The 17,705-nt window shown below is 45.0% G+C and carries 14 protein-coding genes; 11 read left to right on the top strand and 3 right to left on the bottom strand.

The window, feature by feature from the left end; genetic code table 11:
• Positions 1–67: 67 nt before the first annotated feature.
• The 7 genes from iolD (at position 68) to DB398_RS04115 (ending at position 9,399) form a co-directional block, all read left to right on the top strand.
• On the top strand, positions 68–1,927 hold the full coding sequence (gene iolD / locus DB398_RS04145) for a 3D-(3,5/4)-trihydroxycyclohexane-1,2-dione acylhydrolase (decyclizing) (protein WP_108423131.1): 1,860 nt from the start codon (positions 68–70) through the stop codon (positions 1,925–1,927).
• Between the two features lie 30 nt (positions 1,928–1,957).
• The gene (locus tag DB398_RS04140; RefSeq protein ID WP_234416046.1) at positions 1,958–3,556 is read left to right on the top strand and encodes a solute:sodium symporter family transporter; all 1,599 of its coding nucleotides are present in this window, start codon (positions 1,958–1,960) and stop codon (positions 3,554–3,556) included.
• A 32-nt stretch (positions 3,557–3,588) separates the two neighbouring features.
• Positions 3,589–5,061, top strand: coding sequence for a CoA-acylating methylmalonate-semialdehyde dehydrogenase (locus tag DB398_RS04135; RefSeq protein WP_108423130.1), 1,473 nt, complete (start codon positions 3,589–3,591; stop codon positions 5,059–5,061).
• 10 nt (positions 5,062–5,071) lie between these two features.
• Positions 5,072–5,977: a sugar phosphate isomerase/epimerase family protein gene (locus tag DB398_RS04130; RefSeq protein WP_108423129.1), complete on the top strand. Its 906-nt coding sequence runs from the start codon at positions 5,072–5,074 to the stop codon at positions 5,975–5,977.
• 13 nt (positions 5,978–5,990) lie between these two features.
• The gene (gene iolG, locus DB398_RS04125) at positions 5,991–7,007 is read left to right on the top strand and encodes an inositol 2-dehydrogenase (protein ID WP_108423128.1); all 1,017 of its coding nucleotides are present in this window, start codon (positions 5,991–5,993) and stop codon (positions 7,005–7,007) included.
• A gap of 102 nt (positions 7,008–7,109) precedes the next feature.
• Positions 7,110–8,720, top strand: a complete 1,611-nt coding sequence (locus tag DB398_RS04120) for a glycoside hydrolase family 32 protein (RefSeq protein ID WP_108423232.1) — start codon at positions 7,110–7,112, stop codon at positions 8,718–8,720.
• Between the two features lie 196 nt (positions 8,721–8,916).
• On the top strand, positions 8,917–9,399 hold the full coding sequence (locus DB398_RS04115; protein WP_108423127.1) for a helix-turn-helix domain-containing protein: 483 nt from the start codon (positions 8,917–8,919) through the stop codon (positions 9,397–9,399).
• Positions 9,400–9,496: 97 nt separating this feature from the next.
• Here the strand turns inward: DB398_RS04115 and DB398_RS04110 are convergent, their stop codons facing one another.
• On the bottom strand, positions 9,497–11,140 hold the full coding sequence (locus DB398_RS04110) for a sulfatase family protein (RefSeq protein WP_108423126.1): 1,644 nt from the start codon (positions 11,138–11,140) through the stop codon (positions 9,497–9,499).
• 190 nt (positions 11,141–11,330) lie between these two features.
• Here DB398_RS04110 and DB398_RS04105 point away from each other — a divergent pair, with 190 nt between their 5' ends.
• The 3 genes from DB398_RS04105 (at position 11,331) to DB398_RS04095 (ending at position 14,114) form a co-directional block, all read left to right on the top strand.
• The gene (locus DB398_RS04105; protein WP_108423125.1) at positions 11,331–12,332 is read left to right on the top strand and encodes a sialidase family protein; all 1,002 of its coding nucleotides are present in this window, start codon (positions 11,331–11,333) and stop codon (positions 12,330–12,332) included.
• Positions 12,333–12,358: 26 nt separating this feature from the next.
• The gene (locus DB398_RS04100; protein WP_159076302.1) at positions 12,359–12,925 is read left to right on the top strand and encodes a hypothetical protein; all 567 of its coding nucleotides are present in this window, start codon (positions 12,359–12,361) and stop codon (positions 12,923–12,925) included.
• Between the two features lie 70 nt (positions 12,926–12,995).
• Positions 12,996–14,114: a hypothetical protein gene (locus DB398_RS04095; protein WP_108423123.1), complete on the top strand. Its 1,119-nt coding sequence runs from the start codon at positions 12,996–12,998 to the stop codon at positions 14,112–14,114.
• A 9-nt stretch (positions 14,115–14,123) separates the two neighbouring features.
• Here the strand turns inward: DB398_RS04095 and DB398_RS04090 are convergent, their stop codons facing one another.
• Positions 14,124–14,864 carry an STING domain-containing protein gene (locus DB398_RS04090; RefSeq protein WP_108423122.1) on the bottom strand — a complete coding sequence of 247 codons (741 nt, stop codon included), beginning with the start codon at positions 14,862–14,864 and terminating at the stop codon, positions 14,124–14,126.
• 195 nt (positions 14,865–15,059) lie between these two features.
• Positions 15,060–15,980, bottom strand: coding sequence for a BspA family leucine-rich repeat surface protein (locus DB398_RS04085; protein ID WP_108423121.1), 921 nt, complete (start codon positions 15,978–15,980; stop codon positions 15,060–15,062).
• 490 nt (positions 15,981–16,470) lie between these two features.
• Between DB398_RS04085 and DB398_RS04080 the strand changes: the two genes are divergently transcribed.
• Positions 16,471–17,676 (top strand): efflux RND transporter periplasmic adaptor subunit, encoded by a 1,206-nt coding sequence (locus DB398_RS04080; RefSeq protein WP_108423120.1) that lies wholly within the window; start codon positions 16,471–16,473, stop codon positions 17,674–17,676.
• Positions 17,677–17,705 lie beyond the last annotated feature (29 nt).

Here is a 17,705-nt window from a genome sequence, read left to right as displayed (position 1 = left end):
AAGGGATGTAATGAAGAAGAGGTAGTGTGCTGAGCATCCCATCAGAAATAACCAATAAGAAAGACGAATGAAAACAATACGATTGACTGTGGCCCAGGCCACCATTACATATCTTAAGAACCAATATGTGGAGCGGGACGGGGTTGAACACAAGTTTTTTGCCGGATGCTTTGGGATATTGGGCCATGGTAATGTGGCAGGAATGGGGCAGGCCCTGCACCAAGATCCGGAATTCCCTTTCTATGTGGCACGGAACGAACAGGCCATGGTACATTCAGCAGTGGCCTATGCGAAGGTAAAGAATCGCTTGGAAACCTTTGTTTGTACCACATCGATTGGTCCTGGGGCCACCAATATGGTGACCGGAGCGGCATTGGCAACCATCAATAGGATTCCTGTTCTACTGATACCTGGCGATATTTTTGCCACCAGGCAAGTGGCCCCGGTCCTACAACAGTTGGAATCCAGTGCTACCCAAGATATATCGGTCAACGATTGTTTCAAACCCGTGTCAAAATATTGGGACCGAATCAATCGTCCCGAACAATTGATCACGGCCTTACCTGAGGTTATGAGGGTACTCACTTCCCCTGCCGAAACAGGGGCCGTTACCCTAAGCATTCCACAGGATGTCCAGGCAGAAGCCTTTGATTTTCCCAGTGAAATGTTCCAGAAAAAAGTATGGACCATAGGTAGGACCATGCCCGATCGGACTTTATTGGAAAGGGCAGTTTCATTGATTCAAAAAAGTAAGAAACCCTATATTGTAGCCGGTGGCGGTACCATTTATAGTGGTGCGACCGGGATACTGCAAAAGTTTGTAGGTCGCACGGGGATTCCTGTTGCGGAAACCTATGCAGGTAAAGGATCCCTGCCTTATGATATGTCCCAAAATTTGGGGGCAGTGGGGGTCACGGGTACTCCAGGGGCCATTGAAATGGCCAAAGAGGCCGATGTGGTCATTGGTATTGGTACCCGGTACAGTGACTTTACTACCATATCCAAATCGGGGTTTCAAAATCCGGATGTCCGTTTCATCAACATCAATGTTGCAGAATTTGATTCGTTCAAGCACGGGGCATTGCCCTTGGTGGGGGATGCAAAAGCGATCTTGGAAGAATTGGACCAACGCCTTACGGATTTTCAAGTAAGTGATGCCTACAGGACCAAAGTTGAACAACTCAACCAAAGTTGGGATGCCTTTGTGTCCGAAATCTATACCGAAAGAAACGAAACCCCTGCGTTCCAAGGAGAGGTCATCGGTGCCGTGAACAATTTTTCCGAAGCCAAGGACATTGTTCTTTGTGCAGCGGGCAGCTTGCCGGGAGACCTCCACAAACTTTGGAGGACCAGGGATCCCAAGGGATTTCATCTGGAATATGGCTATTCCTGTATGGGCTATGAGATAGCAGGTGGCTTGGGGGCCAAAATGGCAAGACCCGATAGCGAAATATATGTGATGATAGGTGATGGCAGTTATTTGATGATGTCCCAAGAAATAGTCACCTCGATCCAGGAAAAGCAGAAACTCACCATAATCCTATTGAACAACGATGGGTATTCCAGCATAGGGTCATTGTCCGCTTCGTTGGGAAGTGAAGGATTTGGCACCTATTACCGATACAGAAATGAAGAGACCTCCCAACTGGACGGAGGGTTGTTGCCGGTCGATTATGCGGCAAACGCGGCCAGCATGGGTGCCCATGTAATCAAAGTGCCCAATGTGGAGGGCTTGAAAGAAGCCCTGAAAAAAGCAAAGACCATAGACCGGACAACGGTGATCTACATTGAAGTGGACCGCAAAAAAGGGGTGCCCGGTTTTGCATGGTGGGATGTGGCTGTGGCCGAGGTCTCTGAAAAAGAAGCGGTCAAAAAATCTTATGAAGCTTATCAGAACAACAAAAAGACCCAAAAATATTACCTATAGCCAGCTTTAACTAAACAAACAAACCAACCAATGAATTCAGATTTGATCATCATATTGGCTTCTTTTATCCTTTTTACAGGGGGAGTGGCCCTTTTTACCTGGCTCAGCCTTCGGAAAACCAACCTTACTTCTTCAGATGGTTATTTTCTGGGCGGAAGGAGCCTAACGGGAACCGTGATCGCAGGTTCCATGTTGCTGACCAACATATCCTCGGAACATTTGATAGGCATGAACGGTAACTCCTATGTGAACGGGTTCATCGTCATCGCCTGGGAAGTCACCTCTTCCATCGCCTTGGTGGTGGCCGCTGTCTTTTTTGTACCCAAATACCTGAAAATGGGGCTTACTACCATTCCTCAGTTTTTGGAGAACCGTTTTGACAGTTTTACCCGATCGTTGGTAGCCGTCATCCTTATTTTTTCCTTTGTGGTCACCCTGTTGCCCATTGTCCTATATTCCGGTGCCATTGGTATTGAAAGCCTGTTCGGGGTTTCGGAAATTTTGGGCATCAGCAAAACCGAAGGACTTTGGATCACTGTGGTGATCATAGGTGCAATCGGGTCCATTTATGCCATTTTTGGAGGGCTGAAAGCCGTAGCGTTTTCGGATACCATCAACGGATTCGGACTTTTGATTGGAGGTCTGCTCATTCCTATTTTGGCCTTGATGGCCATTGGTGGAGGCAATGTGTTGGATGGGCTTACCGAAGTGTATGAGTTTGCTCCCCAAAAGTTCAATGTTATAGGGGCTCCAGATTCTGTGCTTCCATTTGAAGTATTGTTCACGGGGTTGATCATCAATCAGTTGTATTTCTGGGGCATGAACCAGACAATTATCCAAAGGGCGCTTGGGGCGAAAAACTTGAAGGAGGCCCAAAAAGGACTGTTGTTGACAGGTTTGTTCAAGATTTTGATCCCATTGATCATCGTATTGCCCGGGGTAATCTGTTTCTATTATTTTCAGGATAGCTTTTATGGTAACCAGGACAGCGTTTATCCACAACTGGTGAAAAAAGTGCTTCCCACTTGGTTGATCGGGTTCTTTGCGGCCGTTATCATGGGAGCAGTGTTGAGTACCTTCAATTCGGTCCTGAATTCCGTGGCCACACTCTTCAGTATCGATATCGTAAAAAAACACATTAATAAGGACATCAGTGACGGCAAGCTCGTGGTCGTGGGCAAGGCCACCTCTGCAATTTTGGCCGTGGTCGCCATTTTTGCCGCACCCTTGATGGCCAATGCCCCAGATGGACTGTACCAATTGCTACAGGAGCTGAACGGTATCTATTTCATCCCCATAGCCTCTATTTTATTGGCAGGTTTCTTCATGAAACGCGTGTCTGCAACAGGGGCCAAGGTGGCTTTAGTCTTTGGGCTTTTGTTCTACATTTTCATGTCTTGGATCTATACAGGACACGGAATTCATTTTGTGCATCTGTGGGGCATTGAATTTGTGTTGAATGTGGCCCTTATGTTCATTGTATCACACTTTTACCCCCGAACGGATGATTATGAGATAACGGACGTGGGAGCGGTCAATCTCACCTCATGGAAATACACCAAGGCAATGTCCATTGGTCTTTGTTTGGTCACAGTATTGATCTATGTACTATTGGGTAGCAACTCTTGATAAAAAGAAAGAATTAGTTTAAAAACAATAAAATGAGCATTTTAAAGAATTACATCGACGGACGATGGTCCGAAAGCGTATCAAAGGATTCGATACCGGCATATAATCCTGCCACACAAGAAGTATTGGCACATGTTCCCAGCGGTCCAAATACGGCAAAAGACGTGGACCAAGCGGCACAGGCCGCCCAAAAGGCATATAGGGAATGGAGCAAGGTTCCGGTCATGAAAAGGGTACAGGTACTCTATCATTTAAAGACCTTGTTGGAAGACAATAGGGAAGAATTGGCCGAAATCATTACCAAGGAAGCGGGCAAGACCAGGGGCGAATCGTTGGGAGAGATACAACGGGCCATTGAAAATGTGGAGGTGGCCTGTGGAACCCCTATGCTGATGGCAGGGGATATCATTGAGGACATAGCCACTGGTATCGACGAAATGATGATCCGTCAACCCTTGGGCGTATCGGCCTGTATCACCCCGTTCAATTTTCCGGGAATGATCGTTTTCTGGTTTTTACCATACGCCATTGCAACGGGTAATGCCTTTATCGTAAAACCATCGGAAAAGGTCCCTATGACCATGATGAAGATTTTTGAGTTGTTGGATCAATTGGACATGCCTGCGGGATTGGTCAATTTGGTGCATGGTGGAAAAGAATCTGTGGATGCCCTACTGGAGCATCCCATTGTGAAAGGGATAAGCTTTGTGGGAAGTACCCCGGTTGCTCGATACATCTATTCCAAAGGAACGGCCCATGGAAAACGGGTGCAGGCCCAAGGTGGTGCAAAGAACCCAGTTGTTGTTCTGCCCGATGCCGATATTGAGATGTCATCCAAGATCATTGCCGATTCGGTCTATGGTTGTGCAGGTCAACGATGTTTGGCTGCATCCACCATAATCACTGTGGGAGATGATAAGGGAGTGATCAAAGATGCCCTATACGAAACCGTGAAGACCCGAACAACAGGTTATGGTCTGGAAGATGTGGATATGGGACCTGTCATCACAGCGGAAAGTAAGAGCCGTATAGAAGGCCTTATCCAAAAAGGGATCGATGAAGGGGCAAAACCCCTTTTGGATGGTAGGAACACAAAGATTTCAGGATATGAAAAAGGCAATTTTCTTACACCGACCATCTTGGAGAACGTGGCTTTGGACAAGGAATTGATCAAGACCGAAATCTTTGGTCCGGTCATGAGCCTGGTCCACATGAAAAATATAGAGGAAGCCCTTCAGTTTGTGAACAATGGAAGCTATGGGAACATGGCATGCCTGTTCACCACAAGTGGTGCCAACGCCCGAAAGTTCAGGAACGAGGCAGATGCAGGAAACATTGGGATCAACATCGGTGTTGCTGCACCCATGGCACAGTTCCCGTTCAGTGGGTGGAAAGATAGCTTCTTTGGTGATCTGCACGGACAAGGAAAACACGCCATAGAATTTTTCACCCAGACCAAAGTGGTCATCGAACGTTGGCCGAACATTTGGTCCCGTAAATTTTAAAAAGAAGCAAATGATCAAAATAGCAAATGCCCCTTGCTCATGGGGCGCACTGGAATTTGACCTTGAGGAGAAATCGGAAGAAATAGGGTTTGAGCAAGTTTTGGATGAGATCAAGGAAACAGGATATTTGGGCACCGAACTTGGGGATTGGGGCTATATGCCGACCGACCCCAACCTTTTGAGGAAGGAAATAACCAAAAGGGGCCTTCAGCTCTTGGGGGCCTTTGTTCCCGTTGCACTGGCAGATGCATCAAAACACCTGGAAGGCCTGGAATCTGCCATGCGTGTGGCCAATCTAATGCACAAGGCTGGCTATGAAGATGCCTTTATCGTATTGGCGGACGATAATGCCTCGGTACTGGAAAGAACCAAGAACGCCGGAAGGATAACTCCAGAAATGGGACTTTCACAGGCACAATGGGAGGTTTTTGCAAAAGGAGCCGATAAAATCGCAAAAGCCGTAAAAGATGCTTTTGGCATAAGGACCGTTTTTCACCATCATTGTGCAGGTTACGTGGAAACCCCAGAAGAGATAGATACCTTGATGGAACTTACCGATCCCAACTTGGTGGGACTCTGTTTGGATATGGGCCATTATGCTTTTGGTGGGGGAGATCCGGTAAAAGCACTCGAAATGTATAGAGATCGGATTTGGCATGTCCATTTCAAGGATTACGACCCAGTTGCCGCTCAAGATTCCCGCAAAGAAGAGGGGGATTATTTTGATGCGATACAAAGAGGGGTTTTTTGTGAACTTGGAAAAGGTGCGGTCGATTTTAAGGCAGTTGTGGACTTGTTGACCAATACAGGTTATGATGACTGGGTGGTAGTGGAGCAGGATATCTTGCCAGGAATGGGCAACCCCAAGGCATGTGCCAAAGCAAACAGGGATTATATTAAAACATTAGGGTTATAGTTTTTAGAAAGCAATGAAAAAATTAAAATTTGCCGTTGCCGGCTTAGGCAGAATAGGAAAGATCCATTTGGGCAACCTTTGTCAAATGGAGGGCATAGAAGTAGTAGCGGCCATGGATCCCATGGAAGAGGGCAGACAGTTTGCGAAAGACAGACTTGTCCCACACATTGTCTCCTCTTTTAAAGAGATGTTGACAGTGACGCCGATAGACGCCATTATCATATGTTCTCCGACCGATACCCATGCAGACTATGTGGAAATGGCTGCAAAGGCAGGTATCCATGTATTCTGTGAAAAACCCTTGGATTTATCTTTGGATAGGGTAGTGGAAGTTCTGGATATAGTGTCCAAATCTGGGATAAAGTTGATGTTGGGATTCAATAGACGATTTGACAAGGAATTCCGAAAAGTAAAAGAGTTGGTCAAGAATGGCGCTGTGGGCGAACCGCATTTGGTGAAGATCACCAGTCGCGACCCTGGCGCACCACCTGTGAGTTACATCAAAACATCCGGGGGGCTCTTTTTGGACATGACCATCCATGATTTTGATGTTGCCCGTTTTATTGTGGACAAAGAGGTCGAGGAAGTATATGCCAAGGGAGCCGTTCTGATAGATCCAGCGATTGGGGAAGCCGGTGACATTGACACGGCAGTAGTGACCCTAACGTATTCCGATGGAACCATAGCCGTGATAGACAATAGCCGGGAAGCCTCTTATGGGTATGATCAAAGAGTGGAAGTGTTCGGTTCCAAGGGTATGGTACAATCCAACAATAATTTTATGGATTCCCATAAATTGTACAATGATCAAGGCATACATGCCGCACTGCCATTGCACTTTTTCTTAGAGCGATACCGTGAGGCCTATAAGAATGAAATCGGTGATTTTGCCAAAAGCTTGGAAAATGGAAATGCGACCCCTGTGGATGGCAACGATGGATTGCAATCGTTGAAAATAGGATTGGCAGCAATGAAATCCCTCAAGGAAAACAGACCGGTCAAGATTTCTGAAATAGTACCTTTGATATAAGTCCCTCAAAATAGGTCAATAATTTTTGGGAAGTAGAAGGCAAAAGGATTTTTCAATCGGTTGGCCAAAATTGTTGTGTTGGTTCAGATGAATTCCGTGGAAATGAAAAAAACGTATATAGTTTCACTCCTATTTGTAATCCTACTGGGCATCCATGCCTGCAAGGATAAGGGCAAGGACGTTCCTGTGGATGATGCCGAACAAGCTACTGCGCTGGTCATTGAAGAGGAGCTATACCGTCCCAACTTTCATTTTACCCCAATGAAGGGATGGATGAACGATCCCAATGGTATGTTTTACCTCGATGGTTATTACCACCTTTATTTTCAGCACTATCCAAATGGGAACAAATGGGGGCCGATGCACTGGGGGCATGCCAAGAGCAAGGATTTGATACATTGGGAAGAAATGCCAATTGCATTGTTTCCCGATGATATGGGCTATATCTTTTCCGGTAGTGCCATTGTAGATCACGAAAACAGATCAGGTTTCGGTGCAGAAGGACAGGTCCCGATAATAGCTTTTTTTACCTATCACAACACCGATATGCAAAAGGAAGGCAAGGTCGATTTTCAATCACAGGCCATTGCATATTCGTTGGATGAGGGGAGCACATGGACAAAATATGAAGGGAATCCAGTTGTGAAAAATCCTGGAATCCCTGATTTTAGGGATCCGAAGGTTGTTTGGGACAAAGAGGGGGAACAGTACATCATGTCCCTTGCCGCTGGACAGAAAATTAGATTCTATGGTTCCAAAAATTTAAAGGACTGGGAGTTTTTATCGGAGTTTGGGGAAGGTATCGGCAATCACGATGGTGTCTGGGAATGCCCAGATCTCTTTCCGATCAAGGTGCACGGACTTGATGATGAAAAATATGTTTTGTTGGTAAGCATCAACCCTGGTGGATATAATGGAGGCTCAGGCACGCAATATTTTGTAGGCGATCTTAAGGACGGAAAGTTCGTTCTTGACCCATTGCTTCAGGGGAAAATAGGTAATCACCATGACTACTGGGTAGATTTTGGCAAGGACAACTATGCGGGTGTTACTTGGTCAAACACAGAAACCGGGGATAGTGAAAAACTGTTCATAGGATGGATGTCCAACTGGCAGTATGCCAATGAGGTGCCTACCGAAAAATGGCGAAGTGCCATGACAGTTTCACGGGAATTGAAATTGATTTCCAAAAACAGTGATTATAGATTGAGTTTTGCCCCAACAAAAGCACTTGAGGGGGCAAAATCCAAAAAAATAAAGAAATATGGGCCAATGTCCATATCCGGCCCTATGGAATTGATGGACTCGGAACCGATACCCTTGAGCAGTACCTCTTTGAGTTTTACTTTGATGAATGCAAAGAGTTCATCTGTGTCCATCAAGCTTAAAAATGAAATGGATGAAGCACTTGAGTTCGGTTTTGACCATGGGGACCAAACTTTTTATATTGATAGGACCCATTCCGGGAAAACTAATTTCTCAAAAGATTTTGCTACCGAGCCAAGTATTGCCCCCAGAATAAGTCAATTGGAAAGTCTGGAGGTGACAGCATTACTGGACAAAACCTCGATTGAGCTCTTTTTTGACAATGGAACAACGGTAATGACTGAAATATTTTTTCCAGAGCAACCCTACACGGAACTATGGTTCACATCTTCTGGAGAAAAAGCACAACTTTATAACATTGAGTTGAGTGAGTTAAAAAACTATTGAAACTATTCCCAAATCTCGCAGACAAATAGGTAATTCAATTGAACAAGGTCTCCTGAGGCCGTAAAAGTGTATCTTGCCAAATAGGTCGTCAGATGTTTTTGGTTATTTCCTAAAAAGAGGCAATCAATTTCTAATCAACACTTACGGGATAACGGGTGGATTTGAGATTTAAAGTTAGGCGATTAAAGCAAGTAACTTGAACATTGTCAAAAGCTGTGTTTTCTTGTTGTTTGCCATATCCGAGATAAAAGGCATACACACTTCCATTTTGGGCAATAACCTCCACCATCATTTTGATCGTATTAATCAAGAGGAAGAAGTGAACAGCTTCATTCAAAAAACGTTGTTGGAGGAAAAAGTGTTTTTAAGACATGATTTTGACATCAAAAAGGCATTGTCCGACCACAATCTTTCAGAACGTGATTTTCGATTGATGGTCAAAAGGGACAGGGGGCTTACCATTCATGAATTTATTATCAAGCTTAAGGTCAAAGCGTTCATTGAAATATCCCAAAATGAAGATTACGGACGATATGGGATGGAAGGACTTTATGAAATGGCCGGTTTTAACTCGAAAGCTACGTTCTACAGGAATTTTAAAAAAGAAATGGGCATTACTCCTTCGGATTATTTGAAAAAAGTAAAGGGCATCAATGTTGAACAATTGGCCAAGGAATAGAACGGCTACATAAATGATACCGCTTCAATGGGAATGTGGTTGTCCCAAAATGATAAACCAAATCATCATTTGAAAACCCAATAGGGACAAAGGCTGACTATCTACCCTTTAAATATTCTTGGTACAGTTTGTTCATCTCTTCAGGGGAAAGTTTCCAGTATTCGATCAATGGATTTTCTTTGGCTTTTTTATGGTATTCGTCAATAAACTTTTGGTTCAGGGAGTCATTGTCCCCATATGCTAGCCTCAGTTCATCCAAATCTTTGTGAAGCTTTTCTTGGATATCGGCATATGCAGGGTCTCCATAAATATTGTTCATTTCGTTGGGGTCTTTCTTAAGATCGTATAGTTCCCATACATCAAGGTCATAGTAGAAATGGATCAACTTATAACGGTCTGTCGTAATGCCATAATGCCGTCTTACATCATGTTCGGAAGGATGTTCGTAATAATGGTAATAATGCGCATTTCTCCAGTCTTTGGGCGTTTCTCCCTCCAAAATGGGCACTAAGCTTTTCCCTTGCATATCATTGGGTATGTTGGTTTGGGCAATGTCCAGAAAAGTCTCTGCAAAGTCCAGATTGGAGACCAGATCTTTGTTGATGGTGCCGGGAGCCACCTTTTTTGGCCATTTCACCAACAATGGGGTTTTCAGTGACTCCTTGTACATCCAACGTTTATCGAACCAACCGTGTTCGCCTAAATAAAAGCCTTGGTCGGAAGTATAAATGACTATGGTATTTTCATCGAGTCCCGCTTTTTCAAGATAATCCAATACCTGTCCAACCCCTTTGTCCACACCGGCAACACTCGCCAGATAATCCCTCATATAACGTTGGTATTTGAATCGGGTAAGGTCGTCCCCTTTTGGGTTCTCCCTTTTGAATTTTTCGTTGATCGGGCCATAAATGGAGTCCCATTTTTGTTGTTGTTCCTTGGTAAAACCAGCTTGGGGTCCATCGGTTATTTTAAGGTCTTGTTCCATTTTCATGGCCTCGGAAATTGACATATAGTTCATGCCGGCAACGTCACGGTTCCCGGAATAATCATCAAATAGGGTTTCAGGCTCCGGAATCTCAACATTTTCGTACATGCCCAGTTCATTGGGGCCGGGTTGCCATGGTCTATGTGGTGATTTGTGACCAAGGAACAGCATGAATGGTCGTTCTTCAGATTTAACGGAATCCATCCATTGGATTGCTTTTTCCGTAATGATTTCTGTTGTATATCCCTCCAGTTCATATTGTCCTTCCTTGTTGATGAAAGTCGGGTTGTAATAGGAGCCTTGTCCAGGTAGAATGTCCACATAATCAAATCCTTTTGAAGGTGTGTCCCCCAAATGAAGCTTGCCCAAAACGCCGGTTTTGTAGCCCGCCTGTTGCAGCAATTCACCAAAGGTCTGCTGATCAAAATCAAACTTGGAACCAATGGTGTTGTCGATGAATCCATTAAGGTGGCTATACTTGCCGGTAAGTATGGCAGCCCTTGACGGCCCGCAGATAGAGTTGGTCACCAAACAGTTTTCGAACAACATTCCATCTTCTGCAATTCTGTCAATATTGGGGGTAGGGGCCACTTGGGCCAACCTGCCGCCATAGGCACTGATGGCCTGATAGGCATGGTCATCACTTATGATGAAGACAATATTGGGTCTTTTTGGGCTTTCTTCCTTTTGTTGTGCCTGCATTTTGGTCATGCCGAAGGACAGCAATATGAATAGGACGAGGAATGGATATTTCATGTTCGTTTATTTAGAGGTGTGGTTCGTTTCGATGGGTTGGACAAATTGGAACCCCAATCCTGAAAGTTATCTATTTTACCGCTACTTCCTTCAAATCACAATGGGCCCATATCAAAAATAGTGCAAATGCCCTATTTTCTGACAGTATTCCCCGAGGTATCATTGCTATAGTATTTGAAACAAGAAAGTAATGAAAGTACCGAATATCCCCAAATGGATCCTATTGGCATTTGTGGCAATGCCATTGCTCACCTCGTGTGGAAAAGATAATGAAAATGGCGAAGAAGGGCAGCAGGCAGAGCAGGCCAAAACCATCAATTGGGAAGTGTTCCACGAATTTGAACCGGGTGAAACGGTCACCCAATTTGAAATTTCGGACGATGCCCATTGGTTGTTTTATACCAATAGCATGGGAGTGACCTATCGCATTAACAAAACCACAGGAGAAAAAAATATATTATATGCCAACCCATTGCAATTTGAAGATGGGAAACTTTACCTCTATGTGGTCAGGGACAACAGGAGCTATTTTGCCGTTTCGAATGATTTTGGTGCGACCCGGACGGAATACCACGTTGGGACCTATACCAACTATGCCGCAGGTTGGTACGACGGTGCTTTTATGAACTTGATTGTCAACCGAATGTTCGTCATGCCCAATGGCGACCTGGTTCTTCCCCACATCATGGACAAGGCCAATAATGCCGCCTATCTACAGGACAATGGATTGATTGCCGTTTCTGCTGATGGAGGGGCTACCTGGAACCGTAGGGAAAGCAATAATTCCTATATCCCGGCACTGCAGGGAAACAGGCTTTTTGCCATAAGTGAAGGTTGGACAGGGGTGAGTTCCTTTGCTTCCAAACTCTATTATTCCGACGATGTTGGTGCTAGCTGGCAGGAATCTGACCTTGAATATGCCCCGCAGGCGGTGGACAGGGAAAATAATCTAATCGCAGGTAGGGGAAACCAGCTCCTGAAATTTAAAGGAAATTCTTGGACAGCATACACATGGGAAGGACAAACTTCATCCATGGATGGGCCGGTATATTTAAATGGATTGAAATATGGGGGGACAACAGGCAATGACCCCAAGGGTAGGCAGATGGATGATATCGAATTTGATGCCGAGAACAACATCTATGTCATGGGTAGGAACGGGACAACCATTTGCAGGACCAAACTGGACTAAGTTCCAACCACGTAAACGCAACTAACATGAAGAACACACCATTCCTTTGGCTTTTGGGCCTCTGCTACAGCCTGAATCTGTGCGGACAAGAGTTTGTTTTGGATGACACGAAATTGTTTGGAGGGGCCAATTTTGCCAAATACAATTCCTTTGATAGTAAGTATATCACAAAATATTCCAACCTCCGGGCCGTCGTGGATAACCCCAAGAGCAATGGTAAGGCCGTGAAAAGTAAAAGGACCTATGAACGCATAGATTTCACCATTGATGGAACCGCTCTATACAGTAAGAATGTAACGTATGACCCCAACGGGGGAAAAGGGGATTTCCCGAAATGCAACATGTACTATGCTTCCAATGATCAATTGTACTTTGCATATGATCCCGAAAAGGCTACTATACTGGAAAGTCCTATGTTTCATGAAAACGGGATGCTTTGGAACGTGCACCTGCAGGATGAAGAAGATCCGGATGTCCGGCGCTTTATTGTGCGGGACAGTATGGGAAACACCTTTATTGATAGGGCCGAATTGCCCGAAAAAAAAAAGTTTTGTAACGGTTGTACATCCCAAGTACGGGAAAAATTTTGTTGATTTTGTACCTTCAAAAAAACCTTCCTTTTATCCTTCGAACACCTATTTCACAGTCAATTGGGAGCCTTTGATGGACCCAAGGAGCGAAACCAAGGCCCTTTACTATGGTTATGACCATCTGGGTTCGTACATCAACAATGTGTGGGGATTTACACTGACCGGATTTATGTTGCCCACAGCCCTGAAATTGGGAAATGGATCGGTGTTGTTCTTGGAAGATGAAATCAGCCAAAAAAAATACTGGGCGGTGGTGATCAATCAGGAAATCAAATTCAAACAGGAAGCCGAGGCCGATGAGAAACCTGATGTGGCAAAACTATATCAGGATACCGCAATAGAAATGTATAGCAATACCTTGGCCACCATGGTAAGCAAGGATATCCAAACCCATAACGGTTATGGCATCCGCTTGCTCCCCCAGGATAATGAAAAGCCAGGTGATGGGATTTCTTTGGAGGTAGGTATTTTTAAGAATGGAAAATTACACGGGGTCGGTTACAGGACAAAAATGATCCTTGGCAAGGATATATATGGTGATTTGGTTACCATTGACGCTTCCTATGGCCTATTTGAGGAGGGCCAACCCATTAACGTAAAGCATATAAAGGCCTTCAATGAAAAGCTGAGCCAGAATTTCTGGGACCCCATGCCCGTGGAAGGGTTCACCCATGTAGGTAAGGAGAATTCGCAGGATCTTTTTTTTAGGGACTATTTCAAGACCAACTTGGCTCAATTAAAACCCAATGATGAGCTATATATAGAAAGTATCCATCGCGTTGCCAAAATAAAAGGCATCCATCCCTCCGAACACTATATAGCCGTATATGGGGACAACCCCGATGTGGAGGCCAAACTGGATAAGGGCAGTGGTGCTATTTTTGTGAAGGAAACCTATATAGGGGATAATGTTATTTCCTGTCCCAAGACCATAAAGGTGCCTATTTACAAAGAAAAAATGGAGACCTATGTGGTGCCGGCCGAGATCAAGAGCAATTCCTATGTGGTCAAAGGGGTCTATTATGATAAGCATGTGACCACTACAACCTATAGGACTGCGGAATATATCAACAAAAAAGTACGGTATATCGAAAGAAAGGTTGATGAGGCCTGTCCAAGATGTAATGGGACCGGTTATGTCAAGCAAGGCACGAAGAGCAAAACTCTTTGGAAAATCGTGTCATTTGAATAACATGGATGCTCAAGATGCTGGGGTATCATTGCTTTCCAAAAAATCAAAGCGGCCCGAGGATACAATCTTGATGTTTCCCCTGATGGCATCAAACTCCTGTAACTGCAAAATGGCGAGGAGTTGTTCCTTGAAATTGGAAATGTACTGTTCCGATAACCGTTCAATCTCCTTATCAGGCCGGCTGTCCTTGTTCGTGTTCATTTTATAGGCGATTACTTTGTCCAACGTGAGTAGGGTAGTGGGAAAGTCAAAATATTGGATGGTGCCGCCCTCCGACCTCTTGGCGGTCCTGTAATCCATTTTTCTTTTTTCATTTTCAAACAAGAGTTCCACGGTGTCCACCACATATTGTCTGTTGGAAAGTTCAGTGATGACCTCGTCAATGGAGTGGGACCGGAACTCGTCCAGATTTTTGGGGATATAGACAATAAAGACCATCCCAGATGGGTCGGGAAGGCGTTTTCGAAGTCCACGCACCACGGGAGCCAGATAATTGTACATATAACCATGCGCAAGGGCATAGGCAATGCTGAGTTCTTCCTCCTTGACCCGTTTTTCCAATTGCTTGGTGATCCAATTGCCCAAAAGGGCCACAACCGAATAGAACAGTCCCAAAAAGGCCAGGAGCGGTTCCAGATTGAAGGAGGCATTGTAGACCCAAAGTCCTGCAAATACAAAACTGGCCACCAAAATGGCAATGGATAGCCAATGGAAAACGGTTTGGATACGGTCTAGGGATCGGTCGGTCATCCTTCGAAGAATTAACTTGAGCCTAGGTCAAAGGCCATATCCAAATATAGGACAAAAACATCCATCTTTCGAAGCCTATGATTTTCATATCGCAAAAGCGATTGTCCAAGTACATTGAAAACAGTTCACCTCCAATTCACCAACAAATTTGGTGATAGATCCAATGGGAGAATGGGTAATCCCACGTTCGGATTCCTATGGCACGCAATTCGTAAAGTTGGGTTGAGGCAATGCCCAGCTGGTGGCGTTATCGGAAAAACCCGAACAATCTGTGGCATTTTCCACGTTCCATGCGCTTAAATCCTGGTTGAACGAGGTGGCATCCGTGAACATTCCCTCTATGGAAGTCACATTTCCAACATCCCACCCGCCAATAGGTTGGTTAAAAGCTATGGCCTCTCTGAACATGTAAAACATTACGATCACATTTTCCGTATTCCAGTCACCGATGGGTTGATCGAATGCCTGTGCCGCGAGAAACATGTTGTCCGTTCGGGTCACTTGGCCAACATCCCAATCACCGATGGGTTGATTGAATTCCAACGCTCCTGTGAACATGCCGCTCATTAGCGTAACGTTGCTCACATCCCAATCGCCTATTTCTTGGTTAAAGACCGAGGCGCCCCTGAACATGGTCGTCATAGAGGTCACTTGGCTCACATCCCAGTTTCCAATGGGCTGGTCAAATGAGCTTGCCTCGTTGAACATGGCCCTCATGGTGGTAACGTTGCTTACGTCCCAATCGCCAATTTCTTGGTTAAAAGAAGTAGATCCGTCAAACATGTATTCCATATCCGTAACATTGCTTACGTCCCATCGGGTTATGGTGTACAAAGGTTCCCGTTCAAAGAACAGTTCTGACATATCCGTTACCCTTGAGGTGCATACAAATTGATAGTCCTCCTCATTGTCAATGCGTGACCGTAATTCCTGCTCACTGACAATGATGTAGGTGCTCCCGTTGACCTCACCTGCGTCCCCAATTTGGGCCCAATCCCTTGCGCGGATGGTAATGCCGTTGGCATCGAGGTAAACAGGGTTGCCATTGTCATTGTCATCATCGGATGAACATGAAACAAGGATTAAAAGTGCTAGGGTGAAGAGGTTGAATTTCATAATTGATATAAGGCTTTGTTTATAGGATTATCATTAGTGGTGGATGGTGTTCACGGGACAGCTGAAATGGTTTTTCCATTGTCCAGATTTCCATTGCCACCAAGGAATTGAGGGCAATTTTGCCCATGTATTGAAGAAGTGCGCCCGTGAATGGAAAATCCAAGGGATGCGCATACGTTTTAACTACCATAGTCCAGTCTTTTCAAGTATTGTTTGGGGAACTATACCTTTTTGCTGGTCGGCCCTATGCGTTGGGTTGATTGCTAATATACAGTTATTCAGTCTATTATTGTTCCGTGTTTTCAGAAATTAGACGAACTGCATGATGGGTTACTTAGAACTTTCATACGCTTTTCATGAAAAAAGACCATAAAAGAGCCTTTTTGACCAGTAGTTAAGATTTTGGTCATTTCTGAAACTATTATGGTTACCCCCAAGGATCTCTTCCTCTATAATTTTGTCCAAGTAAATTAAAATCAAAGTAAAGATCATGATGCAATTAAATTTCAACACGAAGAAAAACCTGACCATTGGTCTGATGCTCTTGGCGGTAACCATATTCATCTATGCCTTCACCACAGCGGACAATGGAAATGAAGCTCCACAAGCCGAAATGGCGGCCCTTCCGGTAGAAGTGGCGCTCCCTGTCCACGAGAACATCACGGAATGGGATGAATATACAGGTAGATTTGAAGCCAGTAGCAGGGTAGAGGTCCGTGCCCGTGTCAGTGGTTTTTTGGAAAAAGTGAATTTTGAGGATGGCCAGCACGTCAATAAAGGCCAGATTCTTTTCACCATTGACCAACGACCTTTCAAAATTGCCCTGGACGAGGCCAAAGCGAACCATGGACAAGCGCAGGCATCCCTCAAAACAGCACAGGACAATTTTCAAAGAGTGGAATCCTTGAGGGAAACGGGTGCCGTTTCCACAGAAGAATACGATCGTCGCAAACAGGCCCTGGTCCATGCAGAAGCAAGTGTACAGTTGGCCCAGGCAACCGTTGAAAATGCCGAGCTGAACTTGGAGTTTACCCAAGTGAAAGCCCCCATCTCCGGTTTGGTGAGCAGGGACAAGGTGAACGAAGGCAACTTGGTGGATGGCGGCAGCGCCAATTCAACCTTGTTGACCACCATAGTGGCCACAAGCCCCATACATTTTTATTTCACCGGAAGCGAATCCGATTATTTGAAATATGTGCGCTTGGCCAAAGATGGAAAGCGGGGTTCTGCACGATCCGAAGGTTTGCCGGTACAGATCAAACTTTTGGACGAGGACGAATTTTTGCACGAGGCCACACTGGATTTTGTGGATAATGAGATCGATAGCCAAACGGGCACCATTGAAAGCCGTGCCGTTCTACGGAATGAAGACCACTTGTTGGAACCCGGTATGTTTGGGAAGGCAAGGATCAGTGGTAGTGACGAGCATGAGGCCATTATGGTTCCTGATGAGGTCATTGGTACCAATCAATCCCTGCGCTTTGTTTACGTTTTGGGAGAAAACAACCAAGTGACGAGCAAGAACGTGGTTTTGGGACCATTGCATTCCAATGGGTTGCGGATTGTTAGGGAAGGACTTTCCCCAGGCGATAAGATCATTACCAACAACCTTCAAAAAATCGGACCGGGCATGGTGGTGAATCCTCAGGAATCGACCATCAGTCCCCAGAAAGCAGATTTGGCATCAGCGCACTGATCCATCGACATACATAGTAAAAACTGAAA

The organism is Flagellimonas amoyensis (assembly GCF_003058265.1).
Classification (GTDB): Bacteria; Bacteroidota; Bacteroidia; order Flavobacteriales; family Flavobacteriaceae; genus Flagellimonas; species Flagellimonas amoyensis.
Note: the sequence above shows the minus strand (reverse complement) of the source record. Positions and strands in the feature narration are given on the sequence as shown.